The organism is Pseudomonas sp. WS 5010, from assembly GCF_012985565.1.
In the GTDB taxonomy this organism is placed as follows: Bacteria; Pseudomonadota; Gammaproteobacteria; order Pseudomonadales; family Pseudomonadaceae; genus Aquipseudomonas.
Genome location: NZ_JAAQWQ010000012.1, coordinates 38787 through 59857, shown reverse-complemented (window position 1 = coordinate 59857; position 21071 = coordinate 38787). Strand labels below are relative to the sequence as shown.

General features: G+C 60.9%; 22 protein-coding genes, 1 tRNA gene and 1 pseudogene. 10 read left to right on the top strand and 14 right to left on the bottom strand.

What is annotated here, in order from left to right; genetic code table 11:
* Positions 1–205: pseudogene (locus HBO11_RS28515) on the top strand (hypothetical protein); the annotation flags it as partial.
* Between the two features lie 142 nt (positions 206–347).
* Here the strand turns inward: HBO11_RS28515 and HBO11_RS27140 are convergent.
* The 5 genes from HBO11_RS27140 to dapA all read right to left on the bottom strand — a co-directional run bounded on the left by HBO11_RS27140 (position 348) and on the right by dapA (position 4037).
* Positions 348–437 (bottom strand) — tRNA-Ser (locus tag HBO11_RS27140).
* Positions 438–520: 83 nt separating this feature from the next.
* On the bottom strand, positions 521–1234 hold the full coding sequence (purC, locus tag HBO11_RS27135) for a phosphoribosylaminoimidazolesuccinocarboxamide synthase (protein WP_003211975.1): 714 nt from the start codon (positions 1232–1234) through the stop codon (positions 521–523).
* Positions 1235–1262: 28 nt separating this feature from the next.
* Positions 1263–2021 (bottom strand): MBL fold metallo-hydrolase, encoded by a 759-nt coding sequence (locus HBO11_RS27130; protein ID WP_169956700.1) that lies wholly within the window; start codon positions 2019–2021, stop codon positions 1263–1265.
* 4 nt (positions 2022–2025) lie between these two features.
* Positions 2026–3141 carry an outer membrane protein assembly factor BamC gene (gene bamC, locus HBO11_RS27125; RefSeq protein ID WP_169956702.1) on the bottom strand — a complete coding sequence of 372 codons (1116 nt, stop codon included), beginning with the start codon at positions 3139–3141 and terminating at the stop codon, positions 2026–2028.
* 17 nt (positions 3142–3158) lie between these two features.
* A complete protein-coding gene (gene dapA / locus HBO11_RS27120; RefSeq protein ID WP_169956704.1) occupies positions 3159–4037 on the bottom strand; it encodes a 4-hydroxy-tetrahydrodipicolinate synthase in 879 nt (292 codons plus the stop codon).
* A 260-nt stretch (positions 4038–4297) separates the two neighbouring features.
* On the opposite strand from dapA, the gene HBO11_RS27115 reads away from it, so the two are divergent.
* On the top strand, positions 4298–4858 hold the full coding sequence (locus HBO11_RS27115; protein WP_169956706.1) for a glycine cleavage system protein R: 561 nt from the start codon (positions 4298–4300) through the stop codon (positions 4856–4858).
* A gap of 11 nt (positions 4859–4869) precedes the next feature.
* The gene (locus HBO11_RS27110) at positions 4870–5343 is read left to right on the top strand and encodes a peroxiredoxin (RefSeq protein ID WP_169956708.1); all 474 of its coding nucleotides are present in this window, start codon (positions 4870–4872) and stop codon (positions 5341–5343) included.
* Between the two features lie 114 nt (positions 5344–5457).
* On the opposite strand, the gene HBO11_RS27105 is transcribed toward HBO11_RS27110, so the two are convergent.
* Positions 5458–5697 carry a sulfurtransferase TusA family protein gene (locus tag HBO11_RS27105; protein ID WP_169956710.1) on the bottom strand — a complete coding sequence of 80 codons (240 nt, stop codon included), beginning with the start codon at positions 5695–5697 and terminating at the stop codon, positions 5458–5460.
* A gap of 95 nt (positions 5698–5792) precedes the next feature.
* On the opposite strand from HBO11_RS27105, the gene HBO11_RS27100 reads away from it, so the two are divergent.
* Positions 5793–7226, top strand: coding sequence for a M48 family metalloprotease (locus HBO11_RS27100; protein WP_169956712.1), 1434 nt, complete (start codon positions 5793–5795; stop codon positions 7224–7226).
* Positions 7227–7300: 74 nt separating this feature from the next.
* Here the strand turns inward: HBO11_RS27100 and HBO11_RS27095 are convergent, their stop codons facing one another.
* From HBO11_RS27095 to rpoE, 4 genes are all read right to left on the bottom strand, one after another.
* Positions 7301–8737, bottom strand: coding sequence for a DegQ family serine endoprotease (locus HBO11_RS27095; protein WP_169956714.1), 1437 nt, complete (start codon positions 8735–8737; stop codon positions 7301–7303).
* 240 nt (positions 8738–8977) lie between these two features.
* Positions 8978–9934: a MucB/RseB C-terminal domain-containing protein gene (locus HBO11_RS27090; protein WP_169956716.1), complete on the bottom strand. Its 957-nt coding sequence runs from the start codon at positions 9932–9934 to the stop codon at positions 8978–8980.
* 16 nt (positions 9935–9950) lie between these two features.
* Entirely contained in the window at positions 9951–10538 is a 588-nt protein-coding gene (locus tag HBO11_RS27085; protein ID WP_169956719.1) for an RseA family anti-sigma factor, read from the bottom strand.
* Between the two features lie 32 nt (positions 10539–10570).
* Complete coding sequence (rpoE, locus tag HBO11_RS27080; protein WP_003172477.1) at positions 10571–11152, bottom strand: RNA polymerase sigma factor RpoE; 582 nt, start codon at positions 11150–11152, stop codon at positions 10571–10573.
* Positions 11153–11620: 468 nt separating this feature from the next.
* Here rpoE and nadB point away from each other — a divergent pair, with 468 nt between their 5' ends.
* On the top strand, positions 11621–13237 hold the full coding sequence (nadB, locus tag HBO11_RS27075; protein ID WP_169956721.1) for an L-aspartate oxidase: 1617 nt from the start codon (positions 11621–11623) through the stop codon (positions 13235–13237).
* Here nadB and HBO11_RS27070 read toward each other — a convergent pair.
* Together HBO11_RS27070 and HBO11_RS27065 are read right to left on the bottom strand one after the other, a co-directional pair.
* Positions 13206–13658 carry a hypothetical protein gene (locus HBO11_RS27070; protein ID WP_169956723.1) on the bottom strand — a complete coding sequence of 151 codons (453 nt, stop codon included), beginning with the start codon at positions 13656–13658 and terminating at the stop codon, positions 13206–13208. The two genes, nadB and HBO11_RS27070, sit on opposite strands and share 32 nt — an antisense overlap.
* Positions 13642–13896 carry a succinate dehydrogenase assembly factor 2 gene (locus HBO11_RS27065; RefSeq protein ID WP_017736358.1) on the bottom strand — a complete coding sequence of 85 codons (255 nt, stop codon included), beginning with the start codon at positions 13894–13896 and terminating at the stop codon, positions 13642–13644. The genes HBO11_RS27070 and HBO11_RS27065 overlap by 17 nt, the downstream gene beginning before the upstream one ends.
* A 137-nt stretch (positions 13897–14033) precedes the next feature.
* Here HBO11_RS27065 and HBO11_RS27060 point away from each other — a divergent pair, with 137 nt between their 5' ends.
* Both HBO11_RS27060 and HBO11_RS27055 read left to right on the top strand, forming a co-directional pair.
* Entirely contained in the window at positions 14034–14975 is a 942-nt protein-coding gene (locus HBO11_RS27060; RefSeq protein ID WP_169956725.1) for a folate-binding protein YgfZ, read from the top strand.
* A 36-nt stretch (positions 14976–15011) separates the two neighbouring features.
* Positions 15012–15833 (top strand): HDOD domain-containing protein, encoded by an 822-nt coding sequence (locus HBO11_RS27055; RefSeq protein ID WP_169956727.1) that lies wholly within the window; start codon positions 15012–15014, stop codon positions 15831–15833.
* A 32-nt stretch (positions 15834–15865) separates the two neighbouring features.
* Here the strand turns inward: HBO11_RS27055 and HBO11_RS27050 are convergent, their stop codons facing one another.
* Complete coding sequence (locus tag HBO11_RS27050; RefSeq protein ID WP_169956729.1) at positions 15866–17251, bottom strand: sensor histidine kinase; 1386 nt, start codon at positions 17249–17251, stop codon at positions 15866–15868.
* On the bottom strand, positions 17244–17915 hold the full coding sequence (locus tag HBO11_RS27045) for a response regulator (RefSeq protein ID WP_169956731.1): 672 nt from the start codon (positions 17913–17915) through the stop codon (positions 17244–17246). Before HBO11_RS27045 ends, HBO11_RS27050 begins: the two co-directional genes overlap by 8 nt.
* Before the next feature lie 246 nt (positions 17916–18161).
* Between HBO11_RS27045 and HBO11_RS27040 the strand changes: the two genes are divergently transcribed.
* From HBO11_RS27040 to HBO11_RS27030, 3 genes are all read left to right on the top strand, one after another.
* Entirely contained in the window at positions 18162–19454 is a 1293-nt protein-coding gene (locus HBO11_RS27040) for an OprD family porin (protein WP_169956733.1), read from the top strand.
* Between the two features lie 43 nt (positions 19455–19497).
* Positions 19498–20481, top strand: coding sequence for a tripartite tricarboxylate transporter substrate binding protein (locus HBO11_RS27035; protein WP_169956735.1), 984 nt, complete (start codon positions 19498–19500; stop codon positions 20479–20481).
* A gap of 130 nt (positions 20482–20611) precedes the next feature.
* Entirely contained in the window at positions 20612–21070 is a 459-nt protein-coding gene (locus tag HBO11_RS27030; protein WP_169956737.1) for a tripartite tricarboxylate transporter TctB family protein, read from the top strand.
* Position 21071: the final 1 nt, after the last annotated feature.

The following is a 21071-nucleotide window of genomic DNA, read 5'->3' as shown; positions in this document are numbered from 1 at the left end:
CTCAACCGAGGCGCGCATTCTACAGCAGCCTCATTTGCTGTCAAGTGATTATTTTCAGAAGCTTCGAGATTTTCCTCAACAACTTCAACCACTTGCGCTTTCGATCTCTCGTCAGCGGGAGGCGAATACTACAGCATTAAAATACCCGGTCAACCCCCAACTGGAAATTCTTTTCCAGAGCAAAGAACCCAGGCCGCCACTATGAAAACCTCCAAGGACCTAACACCCCTCAGACTTCATAGAACGCCTTATATAAGATGCCTAACCAGCACATAAAGGCGGAACGGAGAAACAGAACCTGCAGAATGCAAAAAGGCCCCATAAATGGGGCCTTCAAGTACAAATAATGGCGGAGAGATAGGGATTCGAACCCTAGGTACCGGTGAAGGTACAACGGATTTCGAATCCGTCCCATTCGGCCACTCTGGCATCTCTCCAACGGCGCGCATCATAACAGCCTGTTTCGTGGAAGCAAAGCGCCGAAGCAATTTTTTTCCGTGCTATCAGATGCTTGCGTCGATTACAGCGGTACGCCGAGGCGGTTGGCGACTTCTTCGTAGGCTTCGATAACGTCACCGAGGCCCTGGCGGAAGCGGTCTTTGTCCATCTTCTTACGGGTGTCCTTGTCCCACAGGCGGCAGCCGTCCGGGCTGAATTCGTCGCCCAGGACGATGGAGCCGTCGTGGAATACGCCGAATTCCAGCTTGAAGTCCACCAACAGCAGCCCGGCGTCGTCGAACAGCTTGCTCAGCACGTCGTTAACCTTGAGCGACAACTCCTTCATGCGCGCCAGTTGTTCAGCGGTGCCCCAGCCAAATGCCACCACGTGGGATTCGTTGATGAATGGATCGCCCTTGGCATCATCCTTGAGGAACAGCTCGAACGTGTAAGGGTTGAGCTTGAGGCCCTCTTCCACGCCCAGGCGCTTGACCAGGCTGCCGGCGGCGTAGTTACGCACGACGCACTCGACCGGGATCATGTCGAGTTTCTTCACCAGGCATTCGTTGTCGCCCAGCAGTTTATCGAACTGGGTCGGGATGCCGGCCGCTTCGAGTTTCTGCATGATGAAGGCGTTGAACTTGTTGTTCACCATACCCTTGCGGTCGAGCTGTTCGATGCGCTTGCCGTCGAACGCCGAGGTGTCGTTGCGAAACAGCAGGATCAAGCGGTTGGCGTCGTCGGTCTTGTAAACCGACTTGGCTTTGCCGCGGTAGAGTTCTTCACGTTTTTCCATGATGGGCTCCGCTTGGTAAGTAGATGGGCTAGGCGATATGTCGCCAGTCGAGCCCTGAATCTTGATCGGCCAGTTGCAGCCAGTCCGGGTCGCACCCGAGGGTGTCGACAAAACATTGCCGGGCAAGCTGCGGCAGGTTGTTCTTGCTGCTCAGGTGGGCCAGGACCAGATGTTGCAGGTCTTGCCAGCCCAACTCATACACCAGGTACGCCGCCTGGTGGTTGTTCAAATGTCCCAGTTCGCCGCCAACCCGTTGCTTGAGAAAGTACGGATAGTGACCGCGCGCCAGCAGGTCTCGGCAATGGTTGGACTCGATCATCAATGCATCGAGATCCCGATAGCCTTCAAGCACCTTGGCACAATAGGAACCCAGGTCGGTAAGCAGGCCGAAGCGACGCTCGCCATCACTGAATACATATTGCGTGGGCTCGTGGGCATCATGCGCCACGGCAATCACAGAAATGCTCAAGGCACCGATCTGCAGTTGCTCGCCACCGGCCAGGAAACCTGCGGGTTCAATGGGTTTGCGCATCCCGCGCAAGGTGCCGCGACTCAGGTACACCGGAAGATTGTAGCGCCGAGACAGCAAACCCACGCCATGCACGTGGTCGGCATGTTCGTGGGTCACTAGAATCGCGCTCAACTGCGCCGGGTGAACCCCCAGGCGCAGCAGGCGTCGCTCGGTTTCCCGCAGGGAGAAACCACAATCCACCAGGACGTACGTGTCGTCGTGGGCTACAAGCGTGCCGTTCCCTTGGCTACCGCTGCCGATAACAGCAAAACGCATCGGATCAGCCCAGGTTGTCCTGAATCACGCCCAACACTTTGCGCGCCGTTTCTGCAGGCGCTACGGTGTTGATGTTCTTCTCGACGGTGACTTGCACGTTGTCGCCAACCTTGCTCAGGCGAACCTGATAACGCTCGGCGCGAGTCTCGATCTCTTCCTTGGTCGGCTCGCTGCCGAACAACTTGCTGAAGAAACCACGCTCTTCGTCTTTCTTCTCGGCCTTTTCAGCCACGTTGATGTAGTAAAGGCCCAGGCTGCGGTTGATGTCTTCAACGCGCCATGGACCTTGCTCCAGGGCACGGCCGACGCTGGCCCAGGCTCGATCCAGGTCTTCACCCAGGTTGAGCACGACGTTGCCGCTACCGTCTTCGGTGAGGCTGACACGGTTAGGGGTGTCGTAATCACGGGCAGCGAGCAGGGATACGGAACCGCCCTTCTCGGAAATACGGCTCATGCTGGCAAGCATCTCGTCGACCAGCGCAGCATCGACACCGCTGTTGACCGAGCGATTGGTGAATTCGACGTTGGCGGTACTGCCGGCAGGACGCTCGGCACTGACCACATAGACTTCACTGGTGTTGCGCTGCACGCCTGGCTCGATGCGTACGCGGATGCGGCTTTCGCCATCAGCGGCGACGCCACCGGCCTGCAGGCGCTTGGCCATGTTGGCCGACAGTTCGTTCGACTGCTGCCATGCAGTGGTGAACTCACCGGTCTGCGGGCGTTGCTCGTCGATACGGAAACCGTTGTCCTGGAAGAACTGCACAGCAACCGGCCAGACTTCGGCAGGTGGGCGCTGGGCCATGATCCAACGCGAGTCGCCGCTTTTCTGCAGGCTGTAGTCACTGGCATCGGCCAGGGCCGAAATCGGCTGTGGACGCGGTACTTCGTACTCGCCCTTGACGGTGTCGTCGGCCACATTGCGCGGAATCGGCAGCAACGGGTCAAGGCGCTTGGCGACGTTGACGTCCGGCGGCAATTGCATCGGTGCGGTTTGTTGTGCTTCCAGGTAATCGCTACCGCGGTCACGGAAGTAGCCTTCCGGGCCCCAGATCCAACCGCAGCCACTAGTGCTGGAGATAATCAAGGCAAGTGCGGAAAGTCCGGCCAATCGCTTCATGCGTAGTGCTTCCTCAATTAAACCAGGACGCCGGACTGGCGCAGGGCCTGTCGCAGCGGTTCGTGACAGGCTGGGCTGAGTTGGGTGAGCGGCAGACGGATACCGTCCGGCATCAGGCCCATCTCGTGCAGCGCCCATTTCACGGGAATAGGGTTGGATTCGATAAACAGGGTTTTGTTGAGCGGCATCAGCTTTTCGTGAATCGCGCGGGCCTTGACGGCATCACCGGCGATTGCAGCTGCACACAGTTCGCTCATGGCACGCGGAGCCACGTTGGCGGTCACCGAGATATTGCCCTTGCCACCCAGCAGGATCAGCTCCACAGCCGTGGCGTCGTCGCCGGAGTACAGCAGGAAGTCGCTGCTCACGCCGGCCAGGATGTCCTTGGCGCGCTGCAGGTCGCCCGTGGCTTCCTTGATACCGATGATGTTCGGCACGGTCGACAGGCGGATCACGGTCGCGGCCTGCATGTCGCACGCCGTGCGACCTGGCACGTTGTAGAGGATCTGCGGGATGTCGACAGCTTCGGCGATGGCCTTGAAGTGCTGGTACAAGCCTTCCTGGGTCGGCTTGTTGTAGTACGGCGTCACCAGCAGGCAAGCATCGGCACCGGCTTTCTTGGCGTTCTTGGTCAGTTCGATCGCTTCGCGCGTCGAGTTGGCGCCCGTACCGGCAATCACCGCGATACGCCCTGCAACGCGCTTGACCACAAACTCGATCACCTCGATGTGTTCTTCCACATCAAGCGTGGCCGATTCACCCGTGGTGCCGACGGCCACAATGGCGTTGGTGCCTTCTTGCAGGTGAAAGTCCACCAGTTTGCCCAGGCTGTCCCAGTCGAGATTACCTTGTGCATCCATGGGTGTGACCAGTGCCACCATACTGCCCGCAATCATGCAACCGCTCCTGCCGGAAAAAGAGAGCCGTAATGGTACTGGCGCCAAGATGCTTGCACAAGCGAAGTACCCTCCGAGGACGCGTTCTGGATCAACTTAGTTGCCGGCAATGCCATCATTGGGCCAAAGCACGGCCAACTGCCACTGAATATGCAATGAAAACGCCACGTCCTAGCCCTTGGCGGCGCTTTTCGCTACCCTTGATCCTTTGATCGGTACCGCACGTTCGTATCGACCGCTCATCGCTTTAGGAATGCTGCATGTCCACCCCCACAGTCCGCGAACAATTCCTTGTTATCAGTGCCCTTGGCGCCAACCCCATGGAGCTGACTAACGTCCTGTGCCGCGCCAGCCATGAAAACCGCTGCGCCGTCGTGACCTCACGCCTGACTCGCCATGGCGAGTGCAGCGCGCTGGTCCTGCAGATTTCCGGCAGCTGGGACGCCCTGGCGCGCCTGGAAGCTGGCTTGCCGGCCCTGGCCAAGAAGCACGATTTCACCGTCAATGTGGTACGCAGTGCCGCCCTGGAGAACCGTCCCCAGGCGCTACCGTACGTGGCTTATGTCAGTTCGGCGTACCGTTCGGACATCGTTAATGAACTGTGCCAGTTCTTTATCGACCATAACGTCGAGCTGGAAAACCTGACCTGCGACACCTATCAGGCCCCCCAGACCGGCGGCACCATGCTCAACGCCACCTTTACCGTGACCTTGCCGGCCGGCGTGCAGATCAGTTGGTTGCGCGACCAGTTCCTGGATTTCGCCGATGCGCTGAACCTGGATGCACTGATCGAGCCCTGGCGCCCACAGAATCCAATGTAAGGAAGTTTTTCATGGCGGTAGTCATCGACACACCGGTCGCCGATTTCCAAGCCCCGGCGACCAGCGGGCAGACGTTCAGCCTTGCCGGCCTCAAGGGCAAGCAAGTGGTGATCTACTTTTACCCTAAAGACAGCACCCCGGGCTGCACCACCGAAGGCCAGGGGTTTCGCGATCACTACGCCGCGTTCCAGGCCGCCAACACCGAAGTGTTTGGCGTGTCCCGGGACAGCGTGAAGTCCCACGAGAACTTCAAGGCCAAGCAAGCTTTCCCCTTTGAGCTGATCAGCGACAAGGACGAGGCAGTTTGCCAGCTGTTTGATGTAATCAAGCTGAAGAAGTTGTACGGCAAGGAATACCTGGGCGTTGATCGCAGCACCTTCCTGATCGACAAGGAAGGCGTGCTGCGCCAGGAATGGCGTGGCGTAAAAGTGCCGGGGCATGTGGAGGCGGTATTGGCCGCGGCACAGGCACTGGACAAGGCTTGATGCGGCTGGTGGCAGTTAGATAGCTATCGCAGGCAAGCCAGCTCCCACATGGGTTCGGTGCTCGACCAGACAACTCGGTAAGTGCGGGAGCCGGGCTTGCCCGCGATGGGGCCATCAGGCCTTGCGCAACCAGTAACGATAGACGCCGTTATCGGCCTCCTCGTGCAACAGCGCATGCCCCGCCAGCTTGGCAAACGTGCGGAAGTCCCGCTGCGAACCCGCATCCGTGGCGATCACCTTGAGCACCGCACCGCTGGCCAGCCGATTGAGTTCCATCTTGGCCTTGAGCAGTGGCAACGGGCAGTTGAGGCCGCTGGCATCGAGCTCGGCGTCGTGGTTTACAGCAGCGGTCATGGTTTTGCTCCAGGCGGCGTCAAGGGGCGCTTAGAATATCTGGTCCCGAGCTCAGTGTCCGGCTACAGTAATGTCTTTGTCGAAAGGCTTTGTGCATGACTTTTTTGCGCCCTACCCTGCTGACGCTGGCTTGCCTGCTTGCCTCTCCAGGCTTCGCCGACGACCTGCCGTCACTTGGCGACGCCAGTTCTGCCATTGTCTCGCCACAACAGGAACACCAACTGGGCCGGGCGTGGCTGGCATTTCTGCGCGGCCAGGTCTCGGTCCTCAATGACCCGCAACTCAAGGATTACGTCGAGACCAGCGTCTACAAACTGGTGGAGACCAGCCAGGTCAATGACCGGCGCCTGGAGTTCATCCTGATCAACAGCCCTCAGCTCAACGCATTTGCTGCGCCGGGCGGGATTGTCGGGGTCAACGGCGGCCTGTTTCTCAATGCCCAGACCGAAGGCGAGTACGCCTCGGTGATGGCCCACGAACTGGCGCACTTGTCACAGCGCCACTTCGCCCGGGGCGTGGAAGCCCAGCAACGGATGCAGATCCCGATGATGGCCGCGCTGCTCGGCGGGATTATCGCTGCTGCCGCCGGCGCCGGGGATGCCGGGATTGCCGCGATTGCCGGCAGCCAGGCCGCCGCGATCCAGGAGCAGCGGCGCTTCTCCCGGCAGAATGAGCAAGAGGCCGACCGCATCGGCATCCTCAATATGGTCAAGGCCGGCTACGACCCGCGCTCGATGCCGACCATGTTCGAGCGCTTGATGCGCCAATACCGCTTCGATGCCAAGCCTCCAGAATTCCTGCTGACACACCCGGTCACCGAATCGCGGATCGCCGATACGCGCAACCGCGCCGAACAGACCAAGACCGGCGGCACCGAAGACAGCCTGCGCTATCAACTGATTCGCGCCAGGGTCCAGCTGTATTACGAAGATACGCCCGGCTTGGCCGCCAAGCGCTTCCGCGCCCAGCTGGATGAGAACCCGAAGAGCGATGTGGCGCGTTATGGCCTGGCCATCGCCCAGATCAAGGGCACCCAGCTCAACGAGGCACGGGAAACCCTCAAGCCGCTGCTGGCCAAGGCGCCCAACGACATCACCTACAACCTGGCGCAGATCGAGTTGGATATCACCAACAATCGCATGCCCGACGCGCAGCAACGCACCGACCGCATGCTGGCCCAATACCCCAGCAACTACCCGCTGAACCAGGTGCGCGTGGACTTGCTGCTCAAGCAGAACCGCACCGCCGACGCGGAAAAAGCCCTGGAAGGCCTGCTCAAGTCGCGCTCCGACGATCCCGACGTGTGGTACCAGGTCGCCGAAACCCGCGGGCTATCCGGCAATATCATCGGCCTGCATCAAGCCCGCGCCGAGTACTTTGCGTTGGTCGGCGACTTCCAGCAGGCGATCCAGCAACTGGACTTTGCCAAGCGCCGGGCCGGCAGCAACTTCCCGCTGTCGTCACGTATTGATGCGCGCCAGCGAGAGCTGATCGAACAGGAACGCATCGTCAAAGGCATGATGAGCTAAATCCAGCGCCCACAAAAAAGCCCCGCTCTCGACTATCAAGAGCGGGGCTTTCTTATTGACCGACTGCTAGCGGATTACTCGGCCAGCTTGAAGGTGATGAAGCTGGCACGCCCTTGACGCAGGACCCGCATCGACACCGAGCGATTCTTCGGCAGCGCCTTGGCGATGTCGGTGAATTCCTTGGTGGAGTTGATGGCCTGGTTGTTCAAGTGGGTGATCACGTCGCCTGGTTGCAGGCCAATCAGGGCGGCCGGGCCGTCCTGGACTTCCTTGATCACCACACCGCTCTTGAGGTCGAAGCTCTTCTTCTGCTCGTCGGTCAACTCGACGACGGCAATGCCCAGGCGGTTGCTGCTGCGCTCGGCACCCGATTTACCACCCAGCGCGCCAAGCTCCTGGCCTTCTTCAGGGATCGCGCCCACGGTCAGCTCGACGTTCTGGCGCTTGCCTTCGCGGATCACTTCCAGCTTGGCCTTACTGCCCGCCTTGAGTGCGCCGACCAGATGCGGCAGGTCAGCCGACATGACAATTGGCTGGCCGTTCATGCTCAGGATCACATCGCCAACCTGCAAGCCACCTTTAGCCGCCGGGCCGTCGTCCTGAATCTGCGCAACCAGGGCGCCGGCAGGCTTGTCCAGGCCAAAGGATTCGGCCAGGTCTTTGTTCACTTCCTGGATCACCACGCCCAACCAGCCACGGCTGACCTTGCCACCCGCTTTAAGTTGGTTGGAAACGTCCATGGCCACATCAATCGGGATGGCGAAGGAGACGCCCATGAAACCGCCGGAACGGGTGTAGATCTGCGAGTTGATCCCCACCACTTCGCCCGCCAGGTTGAACAGCGGACCACCGGAGTTACCCGGATTGATCGGTACGTCGGTCTGGATGAACGGTACGTAGTTCTCGTTCGGCAGGCTGCGGCCGATGGCACTGACGATGCCTTGGGTCACGGTGTGGTCGAAGCCAAACGGCGAACCAATGGCTACCACCCACTGCCCGGCCTTCAGGTCCTGGGACTTGCCCAGTTTCAGCACGGGCAGGTCCTTGCCTTCGATTTTCAGCAAGGCCACGTCGGAGCGTGGATCGGTGCCGACCAACTTGGCCTTCAGTTCACTACGATCAGCCAGGCGCACGAGGATCTCGTCCGCGTCGGCGATCACATGATTGTTGGTCAGGATGTAGCCGTCAGGCGAAATGATAAAACCCGAGCCCAGGGATTGGGCTTCGCGCTGGCCACCACCACCGCCACGGGGCGAACGGGGCTGGGGCATGCCACGCTCGAAGAACTCCCGCAGCATCGGCGGCAGGCCTTCGAGATCAGGCATCTGCTGGTTCGAGACTTTACGATCCGGCAGCTTCTGGGTGGTACTGATATTCACCACGGCAGGCGAGGCCTGCTCTACCAGTTGGGTGAAGTCAGGCAACTCCGCCGCTTGCGCGGCAACGGCCTGACCCAGCACCAGCACCGTGGCGACTATGGATAGGTAAGATTTCAAGCGTGGTATCGACATACAGCTCCCGTTACGACGAGCAGGGTTGGGCGACAGGGTTCAATAAACGCCGAAGACTACTACTAGCGACGTCAATATTGCGTGAACAACGCAAGGCCAGAGCCGAGAAGCTCTGACCTATAAAAAACATAAGGAGATTTTGCAAGTGAAAATACTCTCCAGACATTTCATGTTCTGCGCAGCAAAGCAGGCATTTCCTGCATCACTGTGAACGATCTGGATGAGCATAGGATTAACGGCTCACGGCTTTTCGGGTGCTGGGCCACTGCGAACCGACAGGGCGATGCGTTCGGCGGTGCCCAGGGGAATCTCACCGACCACCGTGGCCACGACCTCGCCCTCAGTGGTGGTCATGCGGCGAGAGACAGCAACCGTAGGCCCCAACTGCACCCGGCTTTCGGTCGCGGCTTCGCCACTGACGGGCTCGAGGAACAGCGAAAAGCGCGCCAGCCCGTCCTCATACATCAGGCTGGTGACCACCACCTGAGTCTGGGAGTCCTTGCGCGCGGTGCTGCGGGCTAATTGGAAGCCGGGCGGCAGCCAGCTTGGATGCCAGGCCTGGGGCTCTATTACTTCATCGGCCTTGCTGCTGGCGACCGACAGTGGCTTGCAGTCCTGGCCGGGCTGCAAATCGCTTTCATCCGGGGTTTTGGTGCTCAGTTGAGTGAACTGGAAACGTTCCAGCAACTGGCCTTTGTCATTGATCAGCAATGACTTGAGCGGCAGCGCGGTTTCACGGTCCAGATGCAGCTCGAACCCGTAACGATATTGATCACGTGGCGCCAACGAGACGATCACCGCCTTGCGACCAGCCACACGCGATTTACCAATAACGGCAAGTTCGTAAAAAGAACTGAGTTTTTGTGGATCAAGGACTTGGGCCGGAGCGCCGGGCAGACTGCCCAGACCCGCCACCAGGCTGCCACTGACGCACTGGGTGCGCCCATCGCCCCGGACAACTTCCTGGGCCGAGCCATCGAGCTGCAGCAGTCGTTCGCTAACCTGGCCATTCTGGACACGATGCCAGATGTCATGGGTAGAGAAACTACCGTTACGCTCGTAGATAAACGTGCCTTGGTAGCTTTGCTGCTGCTCTGCCCGCCCAAGACGCTTCAGCCAATCCTGGGCTTCATCGGCATGGGCAGGTACTGCAAACCAGCCACTGAGCAAAAGCGCAAGGAGCGGTATGGCGCGCATAAGGCTCCTTAGCGGTCTAGCGGTTTTCCAGGCTTGCAGCGCGAGCGTATGGCAGTGCGCTTTCGGTACCCTTTACAGCCGACTCTTGAGCGTGCTGGCGCAGGTAACCTGGCAGACGCTGGTCCTGCCAGCCGGATTGCCCTTGAAGCACGCCGTTGGCCATGGGGCCTGTCGCGTCAGAGCTTTCCTTGTAGCCGGCCAGGACAGCCGGGCCCTTGACTTGCGGACCAGCCATGACCGGCTGCTGGGTTTGCTGGGCCAGTTCGGCACCGGCGATTTCGTCCTGGTTGTACAGGCGTACACCGGCCAGTACGGCCACTGTCACCGAGGCAGCGACCGCCAGGCGACCGAGGCTACGCCAAGGACCACGGGTGGCTTTTGCCGGAACGGCTTCATCGGCCAGCGCAGCAGAAACGGCCGCAGCAATATCCAGACGAGGGATTAGTAGATCCTTATGCATCACCGCCCGAGCGACTTGGTAACGAGACCAGGTATCACGGGTTTGGGCATCATCAAATGCGTTGAGCACTCGACGAAGTTCCAGTTCATCCGCTTCGTTATCCATCACTGCGGACAGCGATTCCTGCAGGGCATCACGACTCATGGCGGTTCCTCTCTTGGCTGTCGCCGCTGTCTTTAGTTTTCCTGCAACAACGGTTGCAGGGCTTTATCGATGGCTTCCCGAGCCCGGAAAATCCGGGAGCGTACGGTCCCCACCGGACATTGCATGACGCTCGCAATGTCCTCGTAACTCAGACCATCGAATTCACGTAAAGTTAATGCCGTACGTAAATCTTCTGGCAGTTGCTGAATAGTGCGATGGACAGTGCCTTCGATCTCGTCGCGCAGCAATGCACGCTCCGGCGACTCGAGATCCTTGAGGCCGTGATCACCATCGTAGAATTCTGCATCTTCCGAACTCACATCACTATCAGGTGGGCGGCGTCCGCGAGACACCAGATAGTTCTTCGCCGTGTTGATGGCGATGCGATACAGCCACGTGTAAAACGCACTGTCACCGCGAAAATTACCGAGTGCACGGTAGGCCTTGATAAAGGCTTCCTGTGCAACGTCCTGCGCTTCATGGGTGTCGTGCACGAACCGCACGATCAACCCGAGAATTTTGTGCTGGTATTTCAGCACTAGCAGATCAAATGCGCGCTTGTCGCCGCGTTGAACGCGCTCGACCAGCTGCTGATCCTCTTCCTGGGTTAGCATGAACACTCCTCGTTGTACTTGAAGGAGGCTTGCATAACTAAACGATCAGGCTTGCAAACATAGACTAGGACTTTTCGCAAAAGTTCTCCCCCTTCAAGCAAGTTTCCGGTGGGCTCTGTTTTGGCACACACGAAAAACGCAGCGCGGGCATAGCCGGCTGCGTGAATAATCTTGTCGCCGGTTTTCTGACACTCCCATGTTCCAGGCCAATCAGTAAAACCAACGTTTTCCCAGCTTTCGGGCATCCTGTTATGGAGTCGGGCGTGATGCAAAAGTTCCCATCTCGACACCGGACCGCCTCATCAAAGCCGTGCAGTTCGTTCACCATAGTTTCACAATGCCACGAATGCCCGGCTATTGTGCCGATAGCCCCCTCTATATACTAGTGGGCCGTGTGACCCTTTGATTCGCCGATCCAGGCGTCCTGTTTGCGCCACCCCTCGGATCGCTTTTTGCGGAATCCCATAAATGAGCCAACAGTTTCAACACGATGTCCTGGTGATTGGTAGCGGTGCCGCCGGCTTGAGCCTTGCGCTGACCCTGCCGAGCCATCTGCGCATAGCCGTACTGAGCAAGGGCGACCTGGCCAACGGCTCGACGTTCTGGGCCCAGGGCGGGGTTGCCGCCGTGCTGGATGACACCGACACAGTGCAATCCCACGTTGAAGACACCCTCAACGCCGGCGGCGGCCTGTGCAATGAAGAAGCGGTACGTTTCACCGTCGAACACAGCCGCGAAGCCATCCAATGGCTGATCGACCAGGGGGTGCCATTTACCCGCGATGAACATGCCGGCAGTGATGACGGTGGTTTCGAGTTCCACTTGACCCGCGAAGGCGGCCACAGTCACCGGCGCATCATCCATGCCGCCGATGCCACCGGCGCTGCGATCTTCAAGACCTTGCTCGCCCAGGCCCGGCAACGACCGAACATCGAACTGCTCGAACAACGGGTCGCCGTCGACCTGATCACCGAAAAACGCCTGGGCCTGGCAGGCGAGCGCTGCCTCGGGGCCTACGTGCTCAACCGCGCCAGCGGCGAAGTCGATACCTACGGCGCACGCTTTACCATCCTCGCTTCAGGGGGCGCCGCCAAAGTCTACCTCTACACCAGCAACCCCGATGGCGCCTGCGGGGATGGCATCGCCATGGCCTGGCGTTCGGGCTGCCGGGTGGCGAACCTGGAGTTCAACCAGTTCCACCCCACCTGCCTGTATCACCCCCAGGCCAAGAGCTTCCTGATCACCGAGGCCCTGCGCGGTGAAGGAGCACACTTGAAACTGCCGAACGGTGAACGTTTCATGCAACGCTTCGACCCGCGCGCCGAGCTGGCCCCCCGGGATATCGTGGCCCGCGCCATCGACCACGAAATGAAGCGCCTGGGCATCGACTGCGTCTACCTGGACATCAGCCACAAGCCCGCCGACTTCATCAAGACCCACTTCCCGACGGTCTACGAGCGCTGCCTGGCCTTCAATATCGATATCACCAAAGGGCCGATCCCAGTGGTCCCGGCGGCGCATTACACCTGCGGCGGGGTGATGGTCGACCAGCACGGGCGCACCGACGTGCCTGGCCTGTACGCCATCGGCGAGACCAGCTTCACCGGCCTGCACGGCGCCAACCGCATGGCCAGCAACTCACTGCTCGAATGCTTCGTCTACGCCCGTTCCGCCGCTGCCGACATCCTCGAGCAACTGCCGCGCATCCCGGTGCCGGCCGCCCTGCCCCGCTGGGATGCCAGCCAGGTCACCGACTCGGACGAAGACGTGATCATCGCCCACAACTGGGACGAACTGCGGCGCTTCATGTGGGACTACGTGGGGATTGTGCGCACCAACAAGCGCTTGGCGCGGGCGCAGCATCGGGTTCGATTGCTGCTCGATGAGATCGATGAGTTCTACAGCAACTACAAGGTTAGCCGTGACCTGATCGAGTTGCGCAACCTGGCTCAGGTCGCCGAGCTGATGATCCGCTCGGCCATGGCGCGCAAGGAAAGCCGCGGCCTGCATTACACCCTCGACTACCCGCAGATGCTGCCCGAAGCCCTCGACACTATCCTGGTGCCAACCACCTACGGCGGCTGAACTTCAAGCGCACGCGCAGGCGTCGATGCACATCGGCGGCCTGCGAACCGCGCGGCACACACACCGAGCGTACCCGCCACTCCCCCGGCAACCGGTAGCGCAGCACCACGATCAGCGGCAACGCCAGGCTGTCGGGGCGCAACTGCACAGCGTGCCAGCCCCTCGCCGCACTCCACAGTTGCCAGCCGTCGGCGTTGCGCCGCAGGCCACGAACCGACGAATGGTGAGTCAAGCGAACCTGGCGTGGCAGCGCCCACGCGGCATGGGCCAGGCACACCAGCACACCGAGTGCAGCCATCGATAAGGGTACAGCCAGCAGGCACAGCGCACCGAGTGCAAGCACCTGGGCGAGGAGATACGCCGCCAGCAGAAGCCCGCAGGCCTGCCAGCGGCATTCGAAGGTATTACTTGGGCTGGACACGATCCAGGATCATCCGGACCATGCGCTGCAGCTCCGGATCTTCTGATTCGGCACGCTCCATGAACCAGCCGAACATATCCTGATCTTCGCAGGTCAGCAGCCTGACGTAGAGGTCGCGGTCCACCTTATCGAGGGTGGCGTACACCTCTTTGGTGAACGGCACCAGCAACACATCCAACTCCAGCATGCCGCGACGGCTGTGCCAGTACAGGCGATTGATTTCTACATCTTCGACCATGGAGCGCTCCTCAAATAGGGCGCAAGTATACAGGCCCACGCCCCTCGGAACAGTCGGCTTTGGTCGGGCTTATGAAACTACCCATTTGCCGGGCGCCCCTCTATGATGCACCCATGACTTTCCAACTGCGATGACCCATGGCTGACTCTGCTTTCTTCTGCCCCCTGTCCCACGAAGGCGTCCTGGCCGTTCGCGGCGCTGACGCGGCCAAGTTCCTCCAGGGGCAACTGACCTGCAACCTCAACTACCTCGACGACACCCACGCCAGCCTCGGCGCGCGCTGCACCCAAAAGGGGCGCATGCAGTCGAGCTTCCGCATCGTGCTGCAAGGTGACGGTGTGCTGCTGGCCATGGCCAGCGAACTGCTTGAACCACAGCTGGCGGACTTGAAGAAGTACGCGGTGTTTTCCAAGTCCAAGCTGACAGACGAAAGCGCCGCCTGGGTCCGCTTCGGCCTGGCCGACGCCGATCAGGCAATCGCCAGCCTGGGCCTGGACTTGCCAGCCGAGACCGACAGTGTGGCGCGCCATGCAGAACTGATCGCCATTCGCGTCTCCCCCGGCCGCGCCGAACTCTGGGCGCCCGCCGCGCAAGCCGACACCCTGCGCAGCCAACTGGGCGCAACACTCATCCAAGGCGACCTCAATAGCTGGCTGCTGGGGCAGATCCGCGCCGGCATCGGCCAGGTCATGGCCCAGACCCGCGAGCTGTTCATCCCGCAGATGCTCAACCTGCAAGCGGTCGGTGGCGTGAGCTTCAAAAAGGGCTGCTACACCGGCCAGGAGATCGTCGCCCGCATGCAATACCTGGGCAAGCTCAAGCGCCGCCTCTACCGCCTGAGCCTGGACGGCAGTGCATTGCCCGAGCCTGGTACGCCACTGTTCGCGCCCAGCCACAACAGTGCCATCGGCGAAGTGGTGATCGCTGCGCGGGCCGACGAAGGGATTGAACTTCTGGCGGTGCTGCAAGCCGAAGCAGCCGACAGTGGCGACGTGCATTTAGGTACGCTGGAAGGCGCGGGCCTCAAGTTGCTTGACCTGCCTTACCAACTGGACCGTGATCGCGAGATCCAGCGGTAATCGCCGTACCCTTTTGCAACACCCTAGAGAGCATGAATGAACAAACTGGCGGAAAAAGTCCAACAGGCGTTGGTGATGGCCATCGATAACGATGACCTGGTTCTGCCCACGTTACCGGAAGTGGCCCTGAAAATTCGTCAGGCCGCCGAAGACCCCGAAGTCAGCATCAGCCATTTGAGCAAAGTCATCGGCCGCGACACCGCCCTGACGGCGCGACTGATCAAGGTCGTCAACAGCCCATTGTTGCGAGCCTCCCAGGAGGTCACCGACCTGCATACCGCCATCACGCGCCTGGGCACCAACTACAGCAGCAACCTGGCGATTGGCCTGGTGATGGAACAGATATTCCACGCCCGCTCAGAAGCCGTGGAACAAAAAATGCGTGAAGTATGGCGCCGCAGCCTGGAAGTGGCCGGCGTCTGCTACGCCTTGTGCCGTAACCACAGCCAGCTCAAGCCGGACCAGGCCGCACTCGGCGGGCTGGTGCACCAGATCGGCGTGCTGCCGATCCTGACCTACGCCGAAGATCACTATGAACTGCTCTCCGACCCGGTCAGCCTCAACCATGTGATCGATAGCATCCACCCGCTACTGGGGGACAAGCTGTTACGGGGCTGGGACTTCCCGGAAATGCTGGTGAATGTGCCCGCACACTACCAGGACCTTGAGCGCGACTCGGCCAGCCTGGATTATGTCGACCTGGTGCAAGTGGCCGTGCTGTATTGCCACAAGAATACCCATCACCCGTTGGCCAACACTGCGCTGTCGAACTTGCCGTCATTCAAGAAACTGCGCATCGATCCGCTCAACGCAGCGGTACGTACCGAGCTGGACGAAGCGCGCTCGATGTTCTACTGAGCCGGCTTGCCGGCGATAGCGGTGGGCTACTCTCAGCCGGCGATAAAACTCACCCGCACCTTGAGCCCTTTCAGCTCGCCATCATGCAGGCTGATCTGGGCCAGGTGCGCGCGGCAGATTTCACCGACAATCGCCAAGCCCAGCCCCGACCCCGCGCCCTGCTGGTTACGCCGATAGAAGCGCTCGAACACCCGGTCGCGCTCATCCAGCGGAATACCCGGGCCGTCGTCTTCCACTTCCAGTACCGCTGGCGCCGTCACCCGCAGGATCACATTGCCGCCTGACGGCGTGTGCGCCAGGGCGTTATCCACCAGGTTGCTCAACAACTCGTTCAGCAAGGTCGGCTCGCCGCGCAGCCACACCGGCTCATCCGCCTCCAACGCCAGCGCCACACCCCGCGCATGGGCCAGGGGCGCCATGGCCATGCCCAACTCACGGGCCAGTTGACTGAGGTCGAGCAACTGCGCTCCACCTTCGGCAATTGCCCGCGCCCCGTTTTCGATGCGTGCCAGAGACAGCAGTTGATTGGCCAAGTGGGTCAAGCGATCCGTGCCTTGTGCCGCCGTTTCCAGGGTACTGCGCCAAACCGCCGGGTCCTCGGCGCGCAGGCCCAATTCCAGCCGGGCCTTGAGGGCGGCCAGCGGAGTGCGCAACTCGTGGGAGGCGTCGGCAATAAACTGTGCCTGGCGCTCGAACTGCCCGCGCAGGCGCTCGGTAAAGTGGTTCAACGCCCGCACCAGCGGCCCGAGTTCGTGTTGCACTTCAACCAGCGGCAGCGGCCGCAGGTCATCCGGCTGACGCTCCTCCACCGCCGTGCGCAAACGCTCCAGCGGGCGTAGCGCCGCACTCACCGCAAACCACACCAGCAGCAAGGCGCCGATGGCCAGCATGCCCAGGCGTAACAGGGTGTCGGCCATCAGGCTGCGGGCCATGCTGACGCGGGCTTCGTCGGTTTCGGCCACGCGGATTTCCGCCATGCCGTTCATGTTCGGCTCCGACACTGCCTTGAGCAGGCTCACCACCCGTACATTCTGCCCCTGGTACTTGGCGTTATAGAACCGCGCCAAGGCCGGGTAATCGTCGGTGCGCGGCGTACCGGGCGGCGGGCCGGGCAGGTGTTCGTAGCCAGAAATCAGCTTCTGGTGAATATCATTGACCTGGTAGTAAATCCGCCCGGCACTGTCATAGGCGAATGTGTCCAGCGCCACGTAGGGCACATCGGCACTCAAGGTACCGTCGCGCTGGGACAGGCCGGCGGCGATGGTGCGTGCCGAGGCCAGCAGGGTGCGGTCGTAGGCGGTGTCTGCAGCCTCGCGACCGTTCCAGTAGGCGCTCAGGCCGCTGGCCAGCATCAGCACCACCAACAGCAGTGCCAGGTTCCACAGCAGGCGCCAACGCAAGCTGCTGTGCTTACGCATCGCGCGCTTCCAGCAGGTAGCCAAGGCCGCGGAAGGTGACGATGGCGACCGGCTGGCCATCGAGCTTCTTGCGCAAGCGGTGCACATAGATTTCGATCGCGTCGGGGCTCGCTTCCTCGTCCAGGCCGAACACCTGGGATGCCAGTTGTTCCTTGCTCATGACCCGGCCAGGGCGGGCGATCAACGCTTCGAGCACGGCCTGCTCGCGGGAGGTCAACGTCAGCAGCTCACCGGCGAGGGTGAAACGCCGGGTTTCCACGTCATACACCAGCACACCACAGGTCTGCTGCCGCTCGCCGCCCAGCACACTGCGGCGCAACAGCGCCTTGACCCTGGCTTCCAGTTCGGTCAATTCGAAGGGCTTGGCCAGGTAGTCGTCGGCGCCCAGGTTAAGGCCATGCACCCGATCCTTTACATCGCTGCGGGCGGTGAGCATCAACACCGGCAGATTTTTCCCACGAGCCCGCAGGCGCGCCAGTACCTCGAAACCATCCATGCGCGGCAGGCCCACATCGAGAATCGCCACGGCGTATTCCTCGCTGCTCAAGGCCAGGTCCGCCGCCACGCCATCGTGCAACACGTCCACCGTCAACCCCGTGCTCTTGAGCGCCTGGGCCACACTTTCGGCCAGTTGCAGATGGTCTTCGACGAGCAGGACACGCATGGATTCATACCTCGTTAAGGGGTGGCCGATGCCGCCCTCTGTTTACCAACTCGCGGCGCAGTTTACAGCCGCGGCCTGTGCTGTGAAGCCCGAAAACATTGAAAGGACGCTGAAAGGTTAGTGAAAGGTTCGCCCATTAGCATCCAGAAACGGACGGTTACACCTTCCGAGCTATTTCACCCATAGCGCCCGAAAAACGCCTCGAAGCGTTTTCGCCCCATAAGAACAATAACGGAGTGCATCACGATGCTGTCGACACAGCCCCAGGCTTGCCCGCCTGTTCGTTTTTCCCGCCTGACCCAGACCGCCCTCGCCAGTGCCGCTGCCCTTGCCGGCTTTTCGCCGCTTAGCCAGGCTGCCTTCTTCGAAGACAGTAGCGCGACCCTGGAAACCCGCAACATGTACTTCAACCGCGACTTTCGCGACGGTACCAGCGCGCAACAATCCAAGCGCGACGAATGGGCCCAGGGCTTCATGCTCAACCTGCAATCGGGCTACACCGACGGCACCGTCGGTTTTGGCGTGGATGCGCTGGGCATGCTCGGGGTCAAGCTCGACTCCAGCCCGGACCGCACCGGCACTGGCCTGCTGCCCACCCACGATGATGGCCGCGCCGCTGACGAGTACTCGAAGCTGGGGCTGACCGGTAAAGTGAAAATCTCCGCCACCGAGCTGAAAATCGGCTCGCTGATCCCTGAACTGCCAATCCTCAAGCCCAACGACGGGCGCATCCTGCCGCAGACCTTCAACGGCGGCCTGCTGACCTCCAAGGAGTTCAAGAACCTGACCTTCACCGGCGGGCGCCTGGACAAGGCCAAGGACCGCGATGACACCAACTACGAGGACATCGCCCTCAACAACAAGAACAGCCGCTTCGTCGGCGGGGCCACCGGCAAGCACTTCAACTTCGGCGGCGTGGACTACAAGTTTGCCGAGAAGGCCACCGCCAGCTACCACTTCGCCCAACTGGACGACGTGTACCGCCAGCACTTCCTCGGCCTGGTCGCCTCCACCCCGATGGGTCCCGGCACCTTCGGCACCGATCTGCGCCTGGCCATCAGTGACGACACCGGCAGCGCACGCGGCGGCAGCATTGACAACAAATCCCTCAACGGCATTTTCAGCTACGCCCTCAACGGCCATAAACTGAGCGCCGGCTACCAGCACATGTCCGGCGACAGTGCATTCCCGTATGTGGATGGCAGCGACCCGTACCTGGTCAACTTTGTCCAGATCAACGACTTTGCCGGCGCCGAGGAACGCTCCTGGCAGGCGCGCTATGACTATGACTTCGCCAAGCTGGGGATCCCCGGCCTGAGCTTCATGAGCCGCTACCTGTCCGGCGACAACATCCAACTCAAGAACGGCGACACCGGCAAAGAGTGGGAACGCAACACCGAGATCAAATACGTAGTGCAAAGCGGCACGCTCAAGGATGTGGCCGTGCGCCTGCGCAATGCCACCTACCGTTCCAACTACTCGGCCCGGGACGCAGACGAAGTGCGCGTGCTGGTCAGTTACAGCGTCGCCCTGTGGTAACCCTGAAAGTCATACCCCAATAACAACAATGACGGAGTTCCCCATGTCCTCATCCCTGCGTAAATTTGCCCTGGCCGCCGGCTGCATGTTGTTTGCCGGCCAACTGCTGGCCGCCGAAGAACCCAAGCGCCCGGAATGCATCGCACCGGCCTCCCCCGGCGGTGGTTTTGACCTGACCTGCAAACTGGTGCAAAGCGCACTGGTCAACGAAAAACTGCTGAGCAAGCCGATGCGCGTGACCTACATGCCCGGCGGCGTGGGCGCGGTGGCCTACAACGCCGTGGTGGCCCAGCGCCCTGCCGATGCCGGCACGCTGGTGGCGTGGTCCAGCGGTTCGCTGCTGAACCTGGCACAGGGCAAGTTCGGGCGGTTTGATGAAAGCGCGGTGAAATGGCTGGCGGCGGTTGGCACCAGCTATGGCGCGATTGCGGTGAAAGCCGATTCTCCCTACAAGAGCCTGGATGACCTGGTACAGGCCCTGAAGAAAGATCCGAGCAAAGTGGTGATTGGTTCCGGCGGCACCGTGGGCAGCCAGGACTGGATGCAAACCGCGCTGATCGCCAAGGCTGCCGGAATCAACCCCCGTGACCTGCGTTATGTGGCCCTCGAAGGCGGCGGTGAAATCGCCACGGCCCTGCTCGGTGGACATATCCAGGTGGGCAGTACCGACATCTCCGACTCCATGCCACACATCCTCAGCGGCGACATGCGCCTGCTGGCGGTGTTCTCTGAAGAGCGCCTGGACGAGCCGGAAATGAAGAATATTCCGACCGCCAAAGAGCAAGGCTACGACATCGTCTGGCCGGTGGTGCGTGGCTTCTACCTCGGGCCAAAAGTCAGCGATGCCGACTACGCCTGGTGGAAAGAGGCGTTCGACAAACTGCTGGCCTCCGAAGAGTTCGCCAAGCTGCGTGACCAGCGCGAGTTGTTCCCGTTCGCCCTGACCGGCCCGGAGCTGGACACCTACGTGAAGAAACAAGTGGCTGACTACAAAGTGCTGGCCAAAGAGTTCGGCCTGATCCAGTAATCGCCCCTCTGTGGGAGCGGGCTTGCTCGCGAAAAACTGCAACGATGACGCGTGCTGCCTGGATACACGCGATGTCCTTGCGTTCTTCGTGAGCCAGCTTGCGCCTACAAGAGTCGCAAAGGAGTTTCCTATGCTCTTACAACGCATTTTCGCCGCGGTGTTGCTGCTGGCCTGCGCCTGCCTGGCACTGATGGCCTGGCCGTACCAGGCGTCATTTTCCTACGAGCCGGTGGGACCTCGGGCCTACCCACTGTTGATGCTCGGGCTGATGAGCCTGGCATTGATCTACATGCTGATTCGCCCGCAGCCGACCAAGCACACCGAAGAAGAACCCGCGCTGGACCGCCAGACCCTGGTCAAGATCGGCATCTGCGTGGCACTGCTGATCGTGTTCGCCGGCACCTTCGAACCCTTGGGTTTCATTCTCAGCAGCATGCTGATCGGCATCCCCATGGCGCGCCTGTATGGCGGCCGCTGGATGCCCAGCGTGGTGATCGTCAGCCTGATGTCCATCGGCCTTTATCTGCTCTTCGATAAAGCCATGGATGTTCCGCTGCCCCTCGGCCTGCTCGACGTTCTGGAGAACTGAT